This window comes from Fibrobacter sp. HC4, from assembly GCF_023373925.1.
GTDB lineage: Bacteria > Fibrobacterota > Fibrobacteria > Fibrobacterales > Fibrobacteraceae > Fibrobacter.
Map to the genome: position 1 here is coordinate 1 of NZ_JALCZV010000016.1, position 18,179 is coordinate 18,179.

The 18,179-nt window shown below is 48.3% G+C and carries 15 protein-coding genes; 11 read left to right on the plus strand and 4 right to left on the minus strand.

Features of this window, described 5'->3' with window-relative positions; translation table 11 throughout:
* On the minus strand, positions 1–248 hold a 248-nt coding region (locus tag MMG03_RS10965; RefSeq protein WP_249505554.1), incomplete at its 3' end, for a transposase family protein.
* Positions 249–511: 263 nt separating this feature from the next.
* A complete protein-coding gene (locus MMG03_RS10970) occupies positions 512–1,750 on the minus strand; it encodes an aminotransferase class V-fold PLP-dependent enzyme (protein WP_073283400.1) in 1,239 nt (412 codons plus the stop codon).
* Between the two features lie 132 nt (positions 1,751–1,882).
* Between MMG03_RS10970 and MMG03_RS10975 the strand changes: the two genes are divergently transcribed.
* Both MMG03_RS10975 and epmA read left to right on the plus strand, forming a co-directional pair.
* The gene (locus MMG03_RS10975; protein WP_249269439.1) at positions 1,883–3,274 is read left to right on the plus strand and encodes an FISUMP domain-containing protein; all 1,392 of its coding nucleotides are present in this window, start codon (positions 1,883–1,885) and stop codon (positions 3,272–3,274) included.
* Between the two features lies 1 nt (position 3,275).
* Positions 3,276–4,256 carry an EF-P lysine aminoacylase EpmA gene (gene epmA / locus MMG03_RS10980; protein ID WP_249269440.1) on the plus strand — a complete coding sequence of 327 codons (981 nt, stop codon included), beginning with the start codon at positions 3,276–3,278 and terminating at the stop codon, positions 4,254–4,256.
* On the opposite strand, the gene MMG03_RS10985 is transcribed toward epmA, so the two are convergent.
* Complete coding sequence (locus MMG03_RS10985; protein ID WP_073157653.1) at positions 4,253–4,759, minus strand: TlpA disulfide reductase family protein; 507 nt, start codon at positions 4,757–4,759, stop codon at positions 4,253–4,255. The two genes, epmA and MMG03_RS10985, sit on opposite strands and share 4 nt — an antisense overlap.
* Positions 4,760–4,846: 87 nt before the next feature.
* Here MMG03_RS10985 and MMG03_RS10990 point away from each other — a divergent pair, with 87 nt between their 5' ends.
* The 6 genes from MMG03_RS10990 (at position 4,847) to MMG03_RS11015 (ending at position 14,251) form a co-directional block, all read left to right on the plus strand.
* Positions 4,847–5,914, plus strand: a complete 1,068-nt coding sequence (locus MMG03_RS10990; protein WP_073157650.1) for a type IV pilus twitching motility protein PilT — start codon at positions 4,847–4,849, stop codon at positions 5,912–5,914.
* A gap of 6 nt (positions 5,915–5,920) precedes the next feature.
* Entirely contained in the window at positions 5,921–7,123 is a 1,203-nt protein-coding gene (locus MMG03_RS10995; protein WP_073157647.1) for a type II secretion system F family protein, read from the plus strand.
* A gap of 175 nt (positions 7,124–7,298) precedes the next feature.
* Positions 7,299–8,420, plus strand: coding sequence for a family 16 glycosylhydrolase (locus tag MMG03_RS11000; protein WP_249506287.1), 1,122 nt, complete (start codon positions 7,299–7,301; stop codon positions 8,418–8,420).
* A gap of 146 nt (positions 8,421–8,566) precedes the next feature.
* The gene (gene alaS / locus MMG03_RS11005) at positions 8,567–11,209 is read left to right on the plus strand and encodes an alanine--tRNA ligase (RefSeq protein ID WP_083538371.1); all 2,643 of its coding nucleotides are present in this window, start codon (positions 8,567–8,569) and stop codon (positions 11,207–11,209) included.
* 216 nt (positions 11,210–11,425) lie between these two features.
* Positions 11,426–13,402 (plus strand): family 43 glycosylhydrolase, encoded by a 1,977-nt coding sequence (locus MMG03_RS11010; protein WP_249506288.1) that lies wholly within the window; start codon positions 11,426–11,428, stop codon positions 13,400–13,402.
* Positions 13,403–13,495: 93 nt separating this feature from the next.
* Positions 13,496–14,251, plus strand: coding sequence for a geranylgeranylglyceryl/heptaprenylglyceryl phosphate synthase (locus tag MMG03_RS11015; protein WP_073157638.1), 756 nt, complete (start codon positions 13,496–13,498; stop codon positions 14,249–14,251).
* Between the two features lie 91 nt (positions 14,252–14,342).
* On the opposite strand, the gene MMG03_RS11020 is transcribed toward MMG03_RS11015, so the two are convergent.
* Entirely contained in the window at positions 14,343–15,233 is an 891-nt protein-coding gene (locus MMG03_RS11020) for a LysR family transcriptional regulator (protein ID WP_249506289.1), read from the minus strand.
* A 230-nt stretch (positions 15,234–15,463) separates the two neighbouring features.
* Between MMG03_RS11020 and MMG03_RS11025 the strand changes: the two genes are divergently transcribed.
* From MMG03_RS11025 to MMG03_RS11035, 3 genes are all read left to right on the plus strand, one after another.
* On the plus strand, positions 15,464–15,994 hold the full coding sequence (locus MMG03_RS11025) for an FISUMP domain-containing protein (protein WP_073157633.1): 531 nt from the start codon (positions 15,464–15,466) through the stop codon (positions 15,992–15,994).
* Between the two features lie 33 nt (positions 15,995–16,027).
* The gene (locus tag MMG03_RS11030) at positions 16,028–17,695 is read left to right on the plus strand and encodes a putative transporter (RefSeq protein WP_073157630.1); all 1,668 of its coding nucleotides are present in this window, start codon (positions 16,028–16,030) and stop codon (positions 17,693–17,695) included.
* A gap of 209 nt (positions 17,696–17,904) precedes the next feature.
* Positions 17,905–18,168 carry a hypothetical protein gene (locus tag MMG03_RS11035; protein ID WP_073157627.1) on the plus strand — a complete coding sequence of 88 codons (264 nt, stop codon included), beginning with the start codon at positions 17,905–17,907 and terminating at the stop codon, positions 18,166–18,168.
* Positions 18,169–18,179 lie beyond the last annotated feature (11 nt).

The window sequence follows — 18,179 nt, forward strand, 5'->3', positions numbered from 1 at the left end:
CACTTCCTGCACTTCACCCTGTAGGTGTCCATCTTGATGAAGCCCATTTTCGTGCCGAGATCGAGCGTCCGCCATACCCTCTGTTCCCGGCCGTTGTCGTAGAGTTTCCCTTTTCGCCCGCAACAGCCGCACCTGCTGGCGTTGCCCTTGGTGAGTCTTACCGTGATGGTGACCGTGGTATCGGTTTGTTCCTGCTTGACGACTGAACAGCCGTTGACATTGAAGATGGATTTGTATAATTTTGACATGGGCTTTTTCTTCTGTTTTTTTTGGCGATTAAATTTTAGAAAATAGCCCATTTTTTGTTTAATTTAGGCGAAAGTCAACAAAAAAGGGTGGCGAAGCCACCCACACATGTTGATGAAGAGCCAAATAATTTGTGTATTTTTTTTTTACAAACAGGGTTGTAGCGCCGAGATGACCTTCCGCGGGCGTAGGGAAAAAACAGAATTAGATAATCTAGAAGTGAAAATAAACCCCGACACCTATGGTGTCGGGGAATCTTTTTTAATTAAGCGAACAGTCTAATGACTCGTTTAATTCCTGCGATGAACCTGTCTACGTCTCGTTCTAGAGTGTAAACGCCAAAGGAAAGTCGGAGGGTGGCATCCACGCCGAACCGGTCCATGACCGGTTGAGCGCAGTGGTGGCCGCTGCGCACAGCGACGTTCTCTTCATCGAGAATCATGGCGGCGTCGCTGACGGCGATTCCGTCTAGAGTTACGCTGATTAAAGCTCCGCGATTCTTGGGGTTGCCGAGCACCTTGATCTGCGGGATGGTTGCCAATTGCTCAAGAGCGTATGCAACAATCTTTTCTTCATGTTCGCGGATATTGTCCAGCCCAATTTCCTGAATCCATTCTACAGCCTTGCCCAAACCAAGGACTTCGGCGATGGCGGGAGTGCCTGCTTCAAAACGTTCAGGGACATCTGCGTAAGTGGTCTTTTCGAAGGTGACGTTCTTGATCATTTCTCCACCGCCGTGCCAAGGTGGCATAGAATCTAACACGTCGTACTTACCGTAAAGAACGCCGATTCCTGTGGGTCCGTACATCTTGTGTCCGCTAAAAGCGATGAAGTCGCAGTCCAATTCCTGCACGTCAATCTTTAGGTGGGAAGAACTCTGTGCACAGTCAATCAAAATCTTTGCCTGGGGAGCGTTGCTGCGGACGGTCTTAATAATTTCCTTGATGGGATTTACCGTGCCCACGGCATTGCTTACATGGGTTACGGCCACCATCTTTACTTTTTCGGTTAGCAGTTCCGGTAGCTTACCCAAATCCAAATCTCCATCGTCCTTTACCGGGATGACCTTGATTTTTGCACCCTTCATTTCGGCAACGATTTGCCAGCTGACGATGTTTGCGTGATGTTCCAATCCGCTAATGAGAACTTCATCGCTTTCGTTAAAGAACTTGCGTCCGTAACTCCAGGCCACCAGATTGATGCTTTCGGTGGTGCCGCGGGTAAAGACGATTTCGTTTTCGCTCTTGGCGTTTATAAACTTGGCGATGTTCTTGCGGGTGGCTTCGTAGGCCTCGGTAGTGCGTGCGCTCAAACGGTAGACGCCGCGCTTTACGGAGCTGTAGTGTTCTCGGTAGAAGTCGTTCATGACATCGATAACGCATGCGGGCTTCTGGGTGGTGGCGGTGCTATCCAGGAATGCCAGGGGTTTAGCTTCCTTGTCACCTGCCACGAGCATGGGAAATTCGCTACGGATTTTTTCTGCATCAAACTTTACATCAATCATATGTCCAAAAATAGAAATTGAAAAATGTTTAGAATTGTTTTGATGTCTTATAGAGCCGTGTTTTGTATATTTGGGGCTGAAAAAAATTAAAGGGTTATTGGTATGGTTTATAGACGTAAAAACATTTTTGTTATGACCGGGCTTGCATTGTCTTTTGCAGCGACTGCTTTTGCCCAACAGGAACTTCGTGACGCTGTGGATGCAGGCGATGTGGCTACTGTGCAGAAGATGGTGAAAAAAGGTCAAGTTGAGGAAATTTACTGCGGTGAACTTTCCCCCAACGATGCCGTAAAAGTTTATGAAAAGATTTTTAAGGCCATGCCTGGTGAATCTTTTGAAAGTTGCCCCAACCAGTTTGTGTATGGCTATGGTGTCAAGGCCTGCTCCAATGGCAAGGACATGGAAACATGTCTCAAGGTGACCAACAAATTGATTGCCGATGCTACGGCAGGAAATGCAAATGCCATTGAAACTCTTGGTTCCGTGGCAAAGTCCGCCTTGAAAACTAAGGCTTACGCGAAGCCTGTGAAGGAACAGGTGGACACGACCCTCTGGGTTCCTTGCGCGAAGAAAGGTAAGGCTCGCGAGGCTTGCATCGAGGAATGCTGGGCTCAGGCAGATACCCTGCGTGGCGTGGAGCATAAACCGGTTTGCGATGCTGTTCCCGAACATTATGTGGATACGGTGATCACCATTTCTAAACCGTCTCCCCTTTACGAGGCTCTCCGTAATGGAATCGTGGATGGCTTCTGGAAAGTCCCCATGTCCGCTGCGGAACCTTTTGCAAAATTGATGCAGGCTAATGCCAAGGGTCTTTCGATTCCCGATTCTTCTGTAATCAGCGTTTCCTACGTGAACCAGTGGGCTGACAGGCACAAGGCCGACAGTTCCGCTCTTCCCGGTGGCGAGCTTTTCCGCTTCTGCTATATGTGGCAACCTCAGGTGGATTCCATCCTAGCTTCCAAGGAACTTGAAGCCCGTTGCCCTGTTTTTGAAACATTTGTGGATCCGCGTGATAACCAGAGCTACAAGGTGAAGGACATTAATGGTACCAAGTGGTTTGTACAGAACTTGGCTTACGTCATGGAAGACAAGTCTAAATGTTATGACGGAGAAGAAGAGAACTGCAAGGTCTTCGGACGTCTCTATTCCTATGATGGAGCTCAGGCGGCTTGCCCCGAAGGTTCTCACCTTTCTACTGATGACGAATGGAAAATGCTGGAAGTTTATGCCGGCGGTGCCAATGTAGCTGCCGAAAAACTTCGTAGCAATGGCTCTGACGATTACGCCTTTACCGTTCTCTTTGGCGGTTATGTCAACAAGAATAACATCTCTGTCATTCAGGGTGAGGGCGCATACTTCTGGACTGATGCTGACGTTGGTGATGGCCGCGGTGTGGCTCGATCTATGTTCAGCACCGATAAGGAAGTTTCCTCTATGCCAGTGGACAAGGCTTTCTCCATGTCTGTCCGTTGCGTCATGAATCCTGTTGCCGGCGGTGATGCCGCTTCTACGGAAGAATAATATGATGGATGGTAAGGCTCCCGTTTCGTTTGCTCCCACCTGTTCTCGAGAGAATTGGCTGAAACGTCAATCCCTGATGAACAAGGTCCGCGAATTCTTTACTGCTCGAGGTTCTCTTGAAGTAGAAACGCCCACTCTTTCTAACGCTGGTGGAACGGATCCCCAGCTGGATTATTTTCAGGTGGGTGCCGCTGGTGAGCCTTTGCGTTTCATGATGACTAGCCCCGAATTCCACATGAAGCGATTGCTGGCTGCCGGGTTCGGCGACATTTTCCAGATTGCAAAATCTTTCCGTAAAGATGAATTCGGAAGCCATCATAACAATGAGTTCAGTATGGTGGAATGGTACCGCGTTGGCTGGCCTCAAGAAAAACTGATGGACGAAGTGGAAGCTTTGGTAAGTGAAATTCTCGGAAAGCCCATAAACGCTCGTCGCACCCGCTGGATCGATGCCTTTAAAAATTATGCCGGCGTTGACCCTTTCTGCAAAAATCTCGGGGACTTTGCCGAGGCTTGCCGCACTCGCGAAATTCCTGTTCCCGAAATGCAGTCCATGTCCCGCGAAGACTGGTGGGATTATCTGATGGTCTTTATAATTGAACCGGCTCTTGCAAGTAACGGACCTGAATTTATTCTGGATTATCCGCCCTCTCAGGCAGCTCTCGCTCAAACCTATGTGGATTCTGAAGGACTCACCTGGGCAAAGCGTTTTGAATTGTTTGTAGATCAGGTGGAACTTTGTAATGGATATACCGAGCTGACAGACGCTGTGGAGCAACGCAGACGATTTGATGCTGACCTGGAAATCCGCAAGACCATGGGTAAGCCTCTGCCTCCGATCGACGAACATTTCTTGGCCGGTCTAGAATCAGGCATGCCTGCCTGTTCTGGCGTCGCGTTGGGCTTGGACCGTTTGTTTATGCTTGCCATGGGTAAGGAAGAAATCGCCGATGTGATTTTGTTCCCCAGCCCTGTTGCCTAGCGCAGAATTTTATCTAGTTGATATCGCATTTCTTTTTTGTCGAAAATGCCCACGTTCACTTTGACGATACTATCTTGTTGGTTGACGAGGTAGCTGACTGGAAGGACGCCTGGATTTCCCAAGGCGTTCATGATGTCGTAATTCCAGTGAATCATTGTCCAGGGGAGTTCCGCCTTCTTTTTGTATCGGGCTGCTATAGTGGGGGAGTCGTCTTCGCTGATAAGCAGAATTTTAAGCCCCCTGTTGGTGTAGTCTAGGGAAATTTCCTTGAGGCTGGGAACTTCTGCCTGGCAGGCGGGGCACCATGATGCCGTAAGGACTATAAGGGTTGCCTCTCCTTTTTGCGTCCGATAGCTTGTGATGCTGTCCTTTTGCCCGATGAGGATCCCCTTGAAGTCTGAAATTTTTGAAGGCATGGTCTGGAATGAATCATGACCGCAGGCTACCAATAAGGTGGCCAGCGAAAACATTATCATTTTTATTATGGAACCAGACTTTTTCATTCTACTATCCTTAAAATAGTGTTTTTTGGAAGAATTTTGATAAAAATAGGGTGAAAAAAACTTGCACATAATGTTATATTCTTGGATATGGCATACAATATTCAAGATCTTCTCGCTGAAATGGTGAAACGTGGTGGCTCTGACTTGCATTTGACAGCAGGAGCTCCTCCTCTTATTCGTCTGCATGGTAATCTTACGGCTATTGGTGAAACCAAGCTGAAACCGGATGAAACTATGCGAATGACCTATAGTTTGATGAACGAAGGTCAGAAGAAGTCTTTTGAACAGAACAAGGAATGCGACTTTTCCTTTGGTATTGCGAACTTGGCTCGTTTCCGTGCCAATGCGTATTTGCAGCGTGGTTGCGTGGCGATTGCCTTGCGTATTATTCCGCTGGAAATCAAGACCTTTAAGGATCTTGGCCTTCCGAAAATTCTGGCTGAATTTACGACGCGTCCCTCTGGCCTTGTGCTGGTGACCGGTGCTACGGGTTCTGGTAAGTCTACTACCCTGGCTGCAATGATCGATAAGATTAACAAGGAACGTCACGATCACATTTTGACTGTGGAAGATCCTATCGAATTTTTGCACAAGCATCAGAACTGTATGATTAACCAGCGCGAAGTGGGAAGTGATACCGTAAGCTTTGCTAGCGCACTTAAGATGGCTCTCCGTCAGGACCCTGACGTGGTGCTTATCGGCGAAATGCGTGACCTTGAAACTATTCGTGCTGCATTGACCATTGCTGAAACGGGCCATTTGGCTTTCGCAACCCTGCATACCAACTCCTGTGTGCAGACCATTAACCGTGTGGTGGATGCTTTCCCCAAGGGTGAACAGCAGACCGTTCGAACTCAGCTTTCCTTTGTGCTTCAGGGCGTTGTTTGTCAGACCTTGGTACCGAAGATTGGCGGTGGCCGTGTAATGGCATACGAAATCATGAACGTCACACCGGGTATCCGTTCACTGATTCGTGACGACAAGGTTCACCAGATTGAATCCATGATTGAAATTGGTCAGAAGTTCGGTATGAATACCATGAACATGTGTCTTTGCGACTTGGTTAAGAATCGTAAGGTGGACCGCTTTGAAGCTTTGTCTCGTTCCCCCAGCCCGGATCAGCTGGAACAGCTGTTTGTGAAGGAAGGAGTGTAGTAAGTTATGGCAGAATTCCTGTATAAGGCGACCAACAGCGCCGGTAATAAATTTGAAGGCTCCATTGAGGCGAAGGATAAGGCAGAAGCTGAAGCCCTCTTGATGCGTCGCCGCTTGATTATCGAGAGCTTGAAAAAGAAGCCCATGGAAATCAAGATCAATATTGGTTCTGGCATTAAGCCCGCCGATATTTCTCGTTTTACCCGTATGTTCTCGTCTATGAGTTCTGCCGGTCTTCCTATGCTTCAGTGCTTGAACATTTTGGAAGAACAGTGCGAAAATCCTGAATTGAAAACTGTGATCCATAAGGTGACTCAGTCGATTAACGGTGGCTCTTCCTTGGCTGATGCGCTGACGCAGCACCCTAAGGTTTTTACGACCTTGTATACCAACATGGTGGCCGCAGGTGAAGCTGGTGGTATTCTGGATGGCATTCTTGCCCGTTTGGCCGAAACTCTTGAAAACGGCGAACGTCTGAAGCGTAAGGTGAAGAAAGCCTTGACGTACCCGGTCATGTTGATCATCGTGGGTATCTTGGTGGTGATTGCACTTATGACTTTCGTGGTGCCCACCTTCGCCGCTCAGTTCGCCGCTCTTGATGCTGAACTTCCTGCTCCCACACAGGTGGTGATGAACATTTCTGACTTCTTGCGCGATAATGGTTTGCTCCTGGGTATTTTTGTGGTCATTCTCATTGTGGCTTATAAGTTGGCGATGAAAGTTCCTAAGGCGAAGTATGCCTGGGATGGTCTGATGCTTAAAATTCCTAAGCTAGGAGACCTTCAGATCAAGTCCACGACTGCAAGCTTTGCTAGAACTTTGGGCACCTTGCTTAATGCTGGTGTGTCTGTGATGGATTCTTTGAAGGTTGTGGCCTCTACTGTTTCGAATAAAGTTGTGGAACGTGCCATCGGTCGAATTTCCATCGGTATTGCTGGTGGTAAATCCATTGCGGAACCTATGGCCGAATGCAACCTGTTCCCGCCCATGGTGATTCAGATGACGGGCGTGGGTGAAAAGACCGGTAACCTTGGCGGCATGCTCCTGAAACTTGCAGACTTCTACGACGAAGAAGTGGATGCCGCAGTGGATGGCGTGGTGGGCATGATGGAACCCTTGATCATCGTGTTCCTGGGTGGTGCCGTGGGTGGCCTCTTGATTGCAATGTACATGCCCATGTTCTCTATGTCTGACTCTGTTAAGGGCTGACAAACGGGTTTTGTCAAAGCAAAAAACGCGGACGTGTTCCGCGTTTTTTTTGTTTTTAAAAGTTAGATATTTTGATTCTGTTGATACACTAAATTTATTATTGATATTCAAGTCTATTGGCTATTAGCGGCACAGAAGGGTATATTAAATCATGTAAGAAACAGCGAGGTACAACATGAAATCCAAAATCCTTCTCCCCTTCCTCACTGCAGGCGTAATGTTCTGCGCATTTACTGCATGTTCTGATGATAGCTCTAGTCCGACAGATTCGGGCGCTGTTATGAATCCCTCTGGAAACGTGGACGATCCCGCAAATCCTGGTGAAACTCCCGTAGTCCCCGGTGAAACTCCCGTGGATCCTGGCGAAACTCCCGTGGATCCTGGCGAAACCCCTGTGGTCCCCGGTGAAACCCCTGTGGTCCCTGGCGAAACTCCCGTGGTTCCTGGTGAAACCCCTGTGGTTCCTGGTGAAACCCCTGTGACTCCCGGCGAAACTCCGGTGGTTTCTGAACCTTATCGCCTGACGATTGAAAATACCTATGCAAACAACGCTTCCGTCGAAGTGGCCGATTTTGACAGCTATAATTATTACGGGGCTGAACTGACTGGAAAGGATCAGTTTACATATGGTCGTTTTGAGGCTCGAATGAAGATGGTCTCCATTCCTGGTTCTGTAAGTTCCATGTTCCTTTACTATGATCCGTCCTATATGTTGGGCGATGAACCCTGGAATGAAATTGATATTGAAGTTCTTGGTGTTAATCCCGGCATGTGGCAGGCTAACTTGATTACCCGTGAAGCGGATGTGGAAGGTGGCCGTAAGAATCCTAAGAAAACTTCCGAAACGAAGACTGGCTTTGGTTTCAACGCTACTGAAGATTTCCACCTATTTGCCATGGTCTGGACTCCGGAATATATTTCCTGGGAAATTGATAGTGTCGAGGTCCGTCGTGATGTTCTGGGAATGACTAAGGGACAGGTCGAATTTATGACTAAGGAACAGTCCTTGCGCTTCAACTTGTGGGCTTCCAAGAGTACATCCTGGGTTGGCAAGTTTACTGGCGCTGAATTGGCTGATGGTCCGGTCGCTCAGTGGATTGACTATGTTCGAGTCTATTCTTACGACACTGCAACAAAGACCTTCACTGAATCCTGGACTGACAACTTTGACGGTGAACTGGATGCCTCTCGCTGGTCTGCCGGTAACTGGGAAATGGAACACGTCATGTTGAAAAAGGAAAACTTGGTCGTGGAAGATGGATACTGCAAGCTTCTTATGACTCGCGAAGCCAAGTAAAAGCCCTTCTTGTTGAATCCTCTCTAGATAATGCCCTGCGTCGAGAAGACTCGGGGCATTTTTATATGCATCCCTAGAACAAGAGTCCTCGAATTCGTGCGCTAAAATTCTATCTTTTCCGCCGAAAAAACAATAAGGGACACAATATGCCTACTATGACTTCTGCGCAGGTGCGCGAATCTTTTATTAAGTTCTTCGAGAGCAAGGATCATCTGTTCGTCCGTAGCTCTCCCGTGGTTCCTCACGATGACCCCACCTTGATGTTCACCAATGCTGGTATGAACCAGTTCAAGGCCATCTTCCTGGGTGACAATCCCAAGGGCTGGAAGCGTGCATGCAACAGCCAGAAGTGCCTCCGCGTTTCTGGTAAGCATAACGACCTTGACGTTGTGGGTCGTGACAACTACCACCACACTTTCTTCGAAATGCTGGGCAACTGGTCCTTCGGCGACTACTACAAGAAGGAAGCTATTAGTTGGGCATGGGAACTCTTGACCGAAGTCTGGAAGCTCCCCAAGGAACGTCTCTTTGCAACTGTCTATCAGGATGATGACGAAGCATGGCAGATCTGGAAGGACGTTTCCGGTCTTCCCGATGACCGCATCATGCGCTTCGACGCTCACTCCAATTTCTGGGAAATGGGCGACACCGGTCCTTGTGGCCCCTGCTCCGAAATTCATTACGACCGCGGCGACCTTGCTACCCAGATGGAAACCTTCAAGGATCCTATCCTGGGCGTGAACGGCGAAAACGACCGCTACATCGAAATCTGGAACAATGTGTTCATGCAGTATGAACGTATCAGCGACGGCTCCCTCATTCCGCTGAAGGCAAAGAACGTTGATACCGGTATGGGTTTCGAACGTATCTGCGCTATCCTCCAGGGCAAGCGTAGCAACTACGACACCGACGTGTTCACCCCGATTATTTCCAAGGTTGCTGAACTTTCCGGCGTACCTTACACTGACGACGAAAACGGCACCCCCCACCGCGTGATTGCAGACCACATCCGCGCAGTCTCCTTCGCTATTGCTGATGGCGCTCTGCCCTCTAACGAAGGTCGTGGCTATGTGCTCCGTCGTATTCTCCGCCGCGCAAGCCGCTTTGCTCGTCTGCTCGGCCAGAAGGAAGCTTTCATCTACAAGCTGGTCCAGGTTCTTGCTGATACCATGGGCGAAGCCTTCCCCGAAATCCGTCAGCGTCAGGCTTTCGTGACCGAAGTGATCAAGAGCGAAGAAGACCGCTTCATCAAGACTCTGGATGCAGGTCTCGAACGTTTCGAAGCCATCGTTACCGAAATGGGTTCTGCCAAGGTTGTGCCGGGTGACAAGGTCTTCGTGCTTTACGATACCTACGGCTTCCCGCCGGACCTCACTGGCATCCTCGCCGAAGAAAAGGGCCTCACCATTGATGAAGCCGGTTTTGAAAAGTGCATGGAAGAACAGAAGGAACGTGCCCGCGCCAACATGAAGCAGGGCATCAACACCATGGGTACCGAAGGCTGGACCCAGTACTCCGAAGCTTCCACCAACTTTGTTGGCTACGAATTGTCCGCTTGCGAAACTAAGGTTGTCCGCTATCGCGAAGACAAGGGTGTTCTTTCCATCGTTCTGGAGACTTCTCCCTTCTACGCCGAAATGGGTGGCCAGGTTGGCGACAAGGGTATGCTGGTTTCTGCCGACTTGGAACTGAGCGTATTTGATACTGTCAAGGTGAACGACACCGCTCTCTGCCGCGCCAAGGTGGTGAAGGGTGAAGCTAACGAACAGACCATGGGTGGTGTGTTCATGGCTACCGTCGACAACGAACGTCGTATGGACATCCGTCGCAACCACTCTGCAACCCACTTGCTCCAGGCCGCTCTCCGCGAAGTGCTTGGTTCCCATGTGCAGCAGCAGGGTAGCTTGGTGACTCCGGATTCCCTCCGTTTCGACTTTACTCACTTCAACGCCATGACCGCTGAAGAAATTCAGAAGGTGGAAGACATCGTCAACGCTAAGGTCATGGAATGCTTGCCGGTGAATACCGACGTCATGGGCGTGGACGAAGCTAAGGCTTCTGGCGCTATGGCTCTCTTCGGCGAAAAGTACGGCGATACCGTACGCGTTGTGAAGATGGGTGCCGCTGGCGAAGAATTCTCCAAGGAACTTTGCGGTGGCTTGCATGTTTCCAATTCCGGTAACATCGGCATGGTAAAGATCATTAGCGAATCCAGCGTTTCTGCCGGCGTCCGCCGTATCGAAGCTGTCACTGGCCGCGGTGCTATGTCTATGCTCCGTGCTGGCGCTCAGATTGTAAATGCTCTCCGCGATCGTCTCCGTTGTAAGGATGCCGAAGTTCTGGATCGTATCCAGCAGTCCTTCGAAAAGACACAGTCCCTTGAAAAGGCTCTCCAGTCCGTGAAGCTGGAACTGGCAACAATGATCGCTGGCGACGTTCTGAATGGCGGCCTCGACGTCATGGGTGTCATGCTCTACGTTCGCGAATTCGATATGCCGGAAGATAAGTACAAGGAACTCCTGGACGGTATCCAGAACAAGCTGGACAAGGGTGCCGTGGCTGTCATTGCTAACAAGGTAAACGGTGCTGGTTCCATCGCCGTTATCGTGGGCAAGGATGTTCAGGCTAAGGGCATCAAGGCTGGCGACATGGTCCGTGATCTTGCCGCAGCATGTAACGGTAAGGGCGGTGGCCGTCCGGACCGTGCTCAGGCCGGTACCCGTGAACCTGAAAAGATTTCCGCAGCTATCAAGGACGCCAACAACTGGATCCGTGCAAAGCTGGGCTAATTAGACGAGAGAGCAGGTATGAGGGACTCCTTTGAGGTAAATAATCGCGCCGAAGGCGCCTAACTCTAGCTCAACGCTCATAACTGTTCACTCTTTACTTCCTACTAAACAAGACCTCTGCAGAAATGCGGGGGTCTGTTTTTTTGCATAGGATTTACAGGTTAGCGATTCTTTTTTGTTTATATTTATTTGTGGATTAGGGAAAGGATGGACTATATGAGATTTGGGTACACCAAGAACGCACCTGCTTTTGCGTTGGCATTTTTATCTACAGTTTCTTCTGCCGTGGCTGCTGACTGGTATGCCAAAGAAACTCAGTGGGCCGGCCATGATCCGGACATTATCCGTTATGAAGACGGGTACGCCTTGATGACTACGGACAACCATCTGCTGATGCAGACTTCCGAAGATGCCTTGAACTGGAAAAAAGGCGAACCTGCCATGCCCCAGTTCGAGAAATGGCTTTATACCTATGCGCCAAACATGATCGATATCTGGGCGCCGGATATACATTTCATTGGTGGCGAATACCGCGTGTACTATTGCGGTTCCGAAATGGGGATCCGTTCTTCCGGTATGGGCTTTATGTCCAGCAAGGAAATCGATCCCACGAAACCTGGTTATGGTTGGACGGACCAGGGCGAGGTGATTCATACCGTAAAGAACGACGCTTATAATGCCATTGACGCGGCGGTGCTAAAGGACCTTCAAGGCAAGGTCTGGATGGCCTTTGGCTCCTGGGGTACGGGAATCCACATCATTGAACTTGACGAGAAAACAGGCAAGGTGACCAAGGGGGCGGAACAAATTAATATCGCCAACCGTGGTGGTGCCGGTGTAGAAGGGGCTAGCCTCATTGAACATAATGGCAAGTACTTCTTGTTTACGGCTTGGGATAACTGCTGCAAGACAGGTGCTAACCTTGATGGAAATTCCTACAAGACTGTTGTGAACCGCGCTAATTCCATTACGGGACCTTACCTGGACCGTTCCGGAAATCAGGCCCTGAAAGGTGGTGGAACCATTTTGCTGCAACGCTACGGACGCTATTACGGACCTGCCGGCGGCGAAGCTTTTGAAGATATTAATCGTCAGCGCTTTGTGAATCATTACTACGATAAGAACGATACTGGTCGAGCTAAGATCCAGGTTCGCGACATTGTCTATACGGAAGACAACTGGCCTGAACTCGGTCAGCCGTTTCTGGGACGTTATTTGAGTGCCGAAGCGGAACATGGAATTCTCAGCAACGTGGAAATCTCAAGCAGTTCCAAGGCTTCCAACGGCGAGTATGTTGGCTACATCAATGAACCTGACAGCCGTATTCGTCTGCCGATGATTATACCTCAGGCTGGCGATTACTTGATCCGCTATCGTTACGCCAATGACTGGACCGATGAAGGTTCCCACTTTGTGGATGTTAACGGCGTAACCCGCGAAGTGAAGCTGCCCATTACTGGAGCCTGGGGTGAATTCCCAGAAAAGTCTGTGGTCTATATTCCCGCCAAATTGAAACGTGGCAGTAACTTTGTTGAAATTACCAAGGGCAAAAGCTATGGGGAACTGGATCGACTGGACTTCCTCCGCATTATTCGCGATACCATTCCTGCAAATGGATTTGATAATGGTATTCGCCTTCGCCTAGATGAAAATGACCAGATGGCAATCAAGGATGGCGGTTACGCCATTTATGAGAATGTCATTACGGATTCTATTACAGGTCCTGCTGTTCATGTAGACGTGAAGAATTGTGCTGGAGGATCACTTTCCATTAGAACTGAAAGCAAAAAGGGCGATGAAATTTCCAAGTGCGATCTTCCCACGTCTTGTGGGGATTCCAAGTGGGTTAGCGTAAAGTGCTCCGATTTGCCTGAGCTGAAAGGCGTGCAGGATTTCTATGTAACTGCTTCTGGATTATCTGGGGAATTGCTGGTCGGGAACATCAAATTTTCTAAGGCGGCTGAAGCCGAGGGCGATTCTCTAGAAAGAATTTCTGCTGTGAAATCCGTTGCTGGTATGCACTATGATGGAACTACACGAACCGTAGAACTTTCAAGAGATATGCGTTGGACTGTTTTTGATTTGAATGGGGTCGAGGTCCGTCGAGGCTTTAGTCGCAAGGTTGATCTGAAAAACCTTGGTCAGGGGAGCTATCTGGTTCGTGCTGGCGGTTCTTCTGTGAGAGTCCATTAAAACTCTCTAAATGGCGTGTTGCACGCGAAAGGAGTATGCTAGAAAGGTAAAAAGTTCTATATTGAACCTGTACTTTTACTTTTAAGGCGTTTTATGAAAATCGGTAAGACTGAAGCTCGTTTGAATGCAGAAATCGAAAAGCGCGGTGCGTTGTTTGCTGTGCTGCTGGATCCTGATACATCAGACGAGACTGCCTTTGTGAAGGCTGGTGCCATGGCTGCTGAAAATGGCGCAGACCTGCTGCTGGTAGGCGGCTCCTATTTGGGTAATTTCACCTTGCCGAAACAGGTGGCTGCTCTTAAGGCTAATGTGGATCTTCCCGTTGTCCTGTTCCCGGGTGGCGCTTCTCAAGTTGTTCCTGGTTTTGATGCCATGCTGTTCATGACTTTGGTTAGTGGCCGCAATCCCAACTACCTGATCGATGAACAGGTTCGTGGTGGTGCCTTGGTTCGTGCCCTGAACATGGAAGCCATTCCTACGGCTTATCAGTTGATCAATAGTGGCAAGCGTACTACAGTTGAATATATCAGCAATACCATGCCGGTACCTGCTAACAAGCCTAAGCTCAGTATGGTGAATTCCATTGCCGCAGAACTCATGGGCATGCGCTATGTCTATCTGGAAGCAGGTAGTGGCGCCGAAGAGCCCGTTCCTGTAGAACATATTGCCTACACCCGCAAGGCAACCGAAATGACCATCATTACTGGTGGCGGTATTAAGGACCCGCAAACGGCTGCTGTCCGTGTTGCTGCCGGTGCAAATATCATCGTGACGGGCACCCTGTGGGAAAAGGTCCAGGACCCGAAACTCCTTGCTGAATTCTCTGCTGCGATTCATACTAAGGGTTAACATACCTAACGTTGCAAAACGTTGTATAAAATCAAAAAGGCTCCACCAAGGTGGAGCACTTTTTTTTGGATGAGATTGTTTGAACGATTTGCTATTTCCGTTTGCGGGTCTGCTTCTGCTGAATGTATTTCGTCAAGAAGTTGTAGAATTGTTCCGTCTTGGAATTGTCCTGTTTGTTGCGTCGCAAGGAAACCACGATATCTCGCTTGAATTCGGTGTCCGTAATTTCAAGGAGCTTAATCTTTTTGTGATCCATCTTTCCCCAGGAAAGTTTTGGCCAGAATCCCACTCCGATACCTGCGGCGACAGCTTCCTTGATTGCGGTTGCGTTGTCGCTTTCAAAAGTGACATTGGCGTGGAAGCCGATTCTGTCGCAAAGTTCGTTGCAGATTTTGCGGTATTGCTTGGATCCGTAGAGTCTGATGAATTTTTCATCTTTTAGATCGAGAAGGGAAATGGAACTAAGCTTTTTGTATTGGGCTGTATTGGGAACGGCCAAGAAAATTTTTTCGGAATGGACGAAAGTCTTGTCGCTATTTGTATTATCCAGTTCCGGTTTGTAGGTGGCGTATGTCCTTACGCAAATGTCGAAAATGTTTGTTTCTTCATTTTGGATAAGGTCTACGTTTATGTCGGAATTGTTCTGCTTGTATTCAATGACGGCATTTGTAATTAATGTTGATGCCGCAAGAACGTTCAGCTTGACATTGTTGTTCTGCTTGTTGGCTGTGGCTCGCAGTTGTTCGGGCAGCTCCATCATGTTGGCGTAAAGGGGGAGCATCTTTTCGTAAAAGAATTTTCCGCTTTCTGTAAGTTTGATGTTTCTGCCGGATGTCTTGAAGAGCGCTACACCGAGCTCATCTTCCAATTTGTGTATGGCTTGGGTGAGAGCTGGCTGGACGATGCAAAGGTTTTTTGCGCTTTGAGTGACGTGCTCAGTGCGTGCCACTTCTAGAAAGTATTTAAGCTGAGTCAGTTCCATCAATAATAAATATAAAACTTATGTCTTCTATTTCCTAGGTTTTTAATTGATAATATTTAATTATTGAAATATCATAAAATTTGATGAAAGTTTTGTGTAATCATCAAAAAAAGTTATCAATGTGATATGAAGAAATTATTAGTCAAACTGGAATGTTGATTCTAGATTTGGCGCCGTAAAAAGAGCTCTTAAAATTCTAATCGTCAAAAAACTCTTAAGGAGATTGATTTATGAAGCTCAGGTTTGTTGCTGCCATGGCCGTTGTAGCCTTTGCCGCCTTTACCTTCACCGCCTGTGACAAGGCCAATGCCTGCAACTATAATGAGTCTGCAAATACTCTTACTTGCCAGGAAAAAACTTACAAGACCGTAAAGACTGGTAATAAGGTCTGGATGGCAGAAAACCTGGCTCGCTTTGATTCTGATTCTAGCTTCTGCTATGGAAGCAATCATGAAAACTGCGAAAAGTATGGACGTCTCTATCCTTATGAGTCCGCCAATACAATTTGTCCCGATGGTTGGGCTTTGCCGTCTCAGGCAGATTTTGAAGGTGTTGATCTTAAAGTTCTTAATGTCTTGAATGCCGGTTATCGCTATGCTAGTAACGGTAAGTTTGCCGATGAAGGTGTCAGCGCCAGCTTCTGGACTGCAGATTCTTATGACGATGCCCGCGGAACTATGGTTCGAATCAAGGATGATTCTATCTCCTACGAACATTTCAGCAAGAGTATCGCCTACTCTGTTCGTTGCATCAAGAAGTAGCACTTAAACATTTATCAATATACAATCAAACATATGGAATGGCTAATTAATCTCTTTATCGGTACTTCTGTAGCGCAGCAGGTTGTTGTGCTCTCTTTCACCGCTGCCGTGGGCCTTATGATCGGAAAGATCAAGGTCAAGGGTGTTAGCCTGGGCGGCGCGGGAGCCCTGTTTGTCGGTATCTTGATGGGCCATGTGGGCTTGCGCATTGAACCGAATGTTCTGCACTTCATGCAGGAATTTGGCTTGATTCTTTTTGTCTACACCATTGGTATGCAGGTGGGGCCTGGTTTTATTGACTCCATCCGCCGCCACGGCCTTGTACTTAACATTTTGGCGGTAAGCGTTGTGCTTATGGGTGTGATTGTCACCCTCTGCCTTTACTTCTTTACGGATATGCATAACAACGTACCCGTGCTCATTGGAATGCTTTGTGGCGCAGTCACAAATACGCCTTCCCTAGGAGCCGCAAATTCAGCCTTTGTCGCGGCCGGGGCAGACACATCCCTGACGGGCATTGGGTACGCTGTTGCATATCCGTTTGGCGTTCTCGGAATCATTCTGGTCATGATTCTTATTCGAATCTTCTTCAGACAGGATCCGCAAAAGTCTGCAGATGATTATGCTTCTGAAATCGCAGCGACCCGCAAGGATATCGTTTCTTGCAGCCTTTCTCTGGATAACAAGAATCTGTTGGGTTCCAAGATTAAGGAAATTCCGGGAATCCGCTCCAGTGGCGTTGTTATTACCCGTCTCCTTCGCGACGGCAATGTTTCTATGCCCGACGGTAAGGTGGAATTGCAGCAGGGCGACTGCCTCCACATTGTGGGCTTCCCTGAAGCAGTTGCCGAAATGGAAAAGATTATCGGTACCCGCCTGTCGAAGCCGATTACCGAAAACGATTCCAAGTTTGAAACTCGAAGCATCCTTGTGACCAATAAGAAAGTCCTGGGCAAATCTTTGGGCGAACTGGCTCTTGAACGTTTCGGTGTGACTGCAAGCCGTGTCGTGCGTGGTGAATTCAAGTTTACGGGTCGTCTGGATCTCCGTCTGAAATTTGCCGATAAGATTCTTGTTGTCGGTCCTCGCGAAAGTATAGATGCTGCAGCAAAGCTCCTGGGTGATTCCCTGAAGGCTCTTGAACATCCCGAAATTATTCCCGCCTTCGTTGGAATTTTCCTGGGGATTATCGTTGGATCTATTCCCCTGACCATTCCTGGAATGCCGACCCCGCTGAAACTTGGTCTTGCTGGTGGCCCGCTGGTTATTGCCATCATCCTTTCCCGAGTTCGTAAGATTGGCCCTCTGAATTTCTTTATGGCGGCAAGCGCAAACTTGATGCTTCGAGAACTTGGTATTACTTTGTTCTTGACTTGCGTCGGTCTCAATGCCGGTATCAAGTTCTTTGACGTGTTACTGAAGGGAGATGGTTTTTACTACATGGGACTTGCCGCACTTATTACCTTTATCCCCTTGATGGTTGCGGGTATTGTGGGCAAGCTGGTTTTCAAGGTAAATTACCTGAGCCTGTGCGGTGCCATCGCTGGTTCCATGACCGATCCTCCGGCACTTGCCTTTGCCAATGGACTTTCTGGAAGTGAAGCTGTAAATGTGGGCTATGCTTCTGTGTATCCGTTAACAATGCTGCTCCGTATTTTGAGTGGCCAGGTACTTGCCATTATTCTCTATAGCGTCGTGTGACGGATCTAGAAAACAGGTTCTTTGTTCTCCTCCAATCGAAACCCTTAATCCCCGGTCTCGCGGCAGACCGGGGATTTTTATCCAGTTTGCAGTTTTTTGCCCGATTTCCCCATATTTCAGGGATGTTCTCGTTTGCAATCCTTTTTTAAAAGTGTATTTTTCAAGGAAGAAAAGAGCCGCAAGCAAATTGCGGTGTTATTGAGGTTAAAATGCGAAAAATTGTGATTGCGACCTATGTACTTCGTGGACTTGGCATCGTGTTTGTACTGCTAAGCCTGTTTGGGCATAGTGTAATTTTGAATTTGTTTCCTGGCCTTGAAGGTCAGTCGATCAATCCTATTTTCTATTCTGGCGTTGTGGTATATCTTGTTGGTGCTGCCATTTATTTCGTCATCAATAAGAAGGAAAAGGCGGAGCGACGTCGCCGCATGATTGAAGAGGCCGAAGAAAAGGCTTTTGGTCCCCGAGACTAGATTGAGATTTT

Excerpts from the sequence above, each read along its gene's own strand:
- MMG03_RS10970 (WP_073283400.1), bottom strand. The coding sequence starts at position 1,750 with ATGATTGATGTAAAGTTTGATGCAGAAAAAATCCGTAGCGAATTTCCC.
- MMG03_RS10995 (WP_073157647.1), top strand. The coding sequence starts at position 5,921 with ATGGCAGAATTCCTGTATAAGGCGACCAACAGCGCCGGTAATAAATTT.
- MMG03_RS10990 (WP_073157650.1), top strand. The coding sequence starts at position 4,847 with ATGGCATACAATATTCAAGATCTTCTCGCTGAAATGGTGAAACGTGGT.
- MMG03_RS10975 (WP_249269439.1), top strand. The coding sequence starts at position 1,883 with ATGACCGGGCTTGCATTGTCTTTTGCAGCGACTGCTTTTGCCCAACAG.
- MMG03_RS11015 (WP_073157638.1), top strand. The coding sequence starts at position 13,496 with ATGAAAATCGGTAAGACTGAAGCTCGTTTGAATGCAGAAATCGAAAAG.
- MMG03_RS11020 (WP_249506289.1), bottom strand. The coding sequence starts at position 15,233 with ATGGAACTGACTCAGCTTAAATACTTTCTAGAAGTGGCACGCACTGAG.
- MMG03_RS11025 (WP_073157633.1), top strand. The coding sequence starts at position 15,464 with ATGAAGCTCAGGTTTGTTGCTGCCATGGCCGTTGTAGCCTTTGCCGCC.
- epmA (WP_249269440.1), top strand. The coding sequence starts at position 3,276 with ATGATGGATGGTAAGGCTCCCGTTTCGTTTGCTCCCACCTGTTCTCGA.
- MMG03_RS11035 (WP_073157627.1), top strand. The coding sequence starts at position 17,905 with ATGCGAAAAATTGTGATTGCGACCTATGTACTTCGTGGACTTGGCATC.
- MMG03_RS11010 (WP_249506288.1), top strand. The coding sequence starts at position 11,426 with ATGAGATTTGGGTACACCAAGAACGCACCTGCTTTTGCGTTGGCATTT.
- MMG03_RS10985 (WP_073157653.1), bottom strand. The coding sequence starts at position 4,759 with ATGAAAAAGTCTGGTTCCATAATAAAAATGATAATGTTTTCGCTGGCC.
- MMG03_RS11030 (WP_073157630.1), top strand. The coding sequence starts at position 16,028 with ATGGAATGGCTAATTAATCTCTTTATCGGTACTTCTGTAGCGCAGCAG.
- alaS (WP_083538371.1), top strand. The coding sequence starts at position 8,567 with ATGCCTACTATGACTTCTGCGCAGGTGCGCGAATCTTTTATTAAGTTC.
- MMG03_RS11000 (WP_249506287.1), top strand. The coding sequence starts at position 7,299 with ATGAAATCCAAAATCCTTCTCCCCTTCCTCACTGCAGGCGTAATGTTC.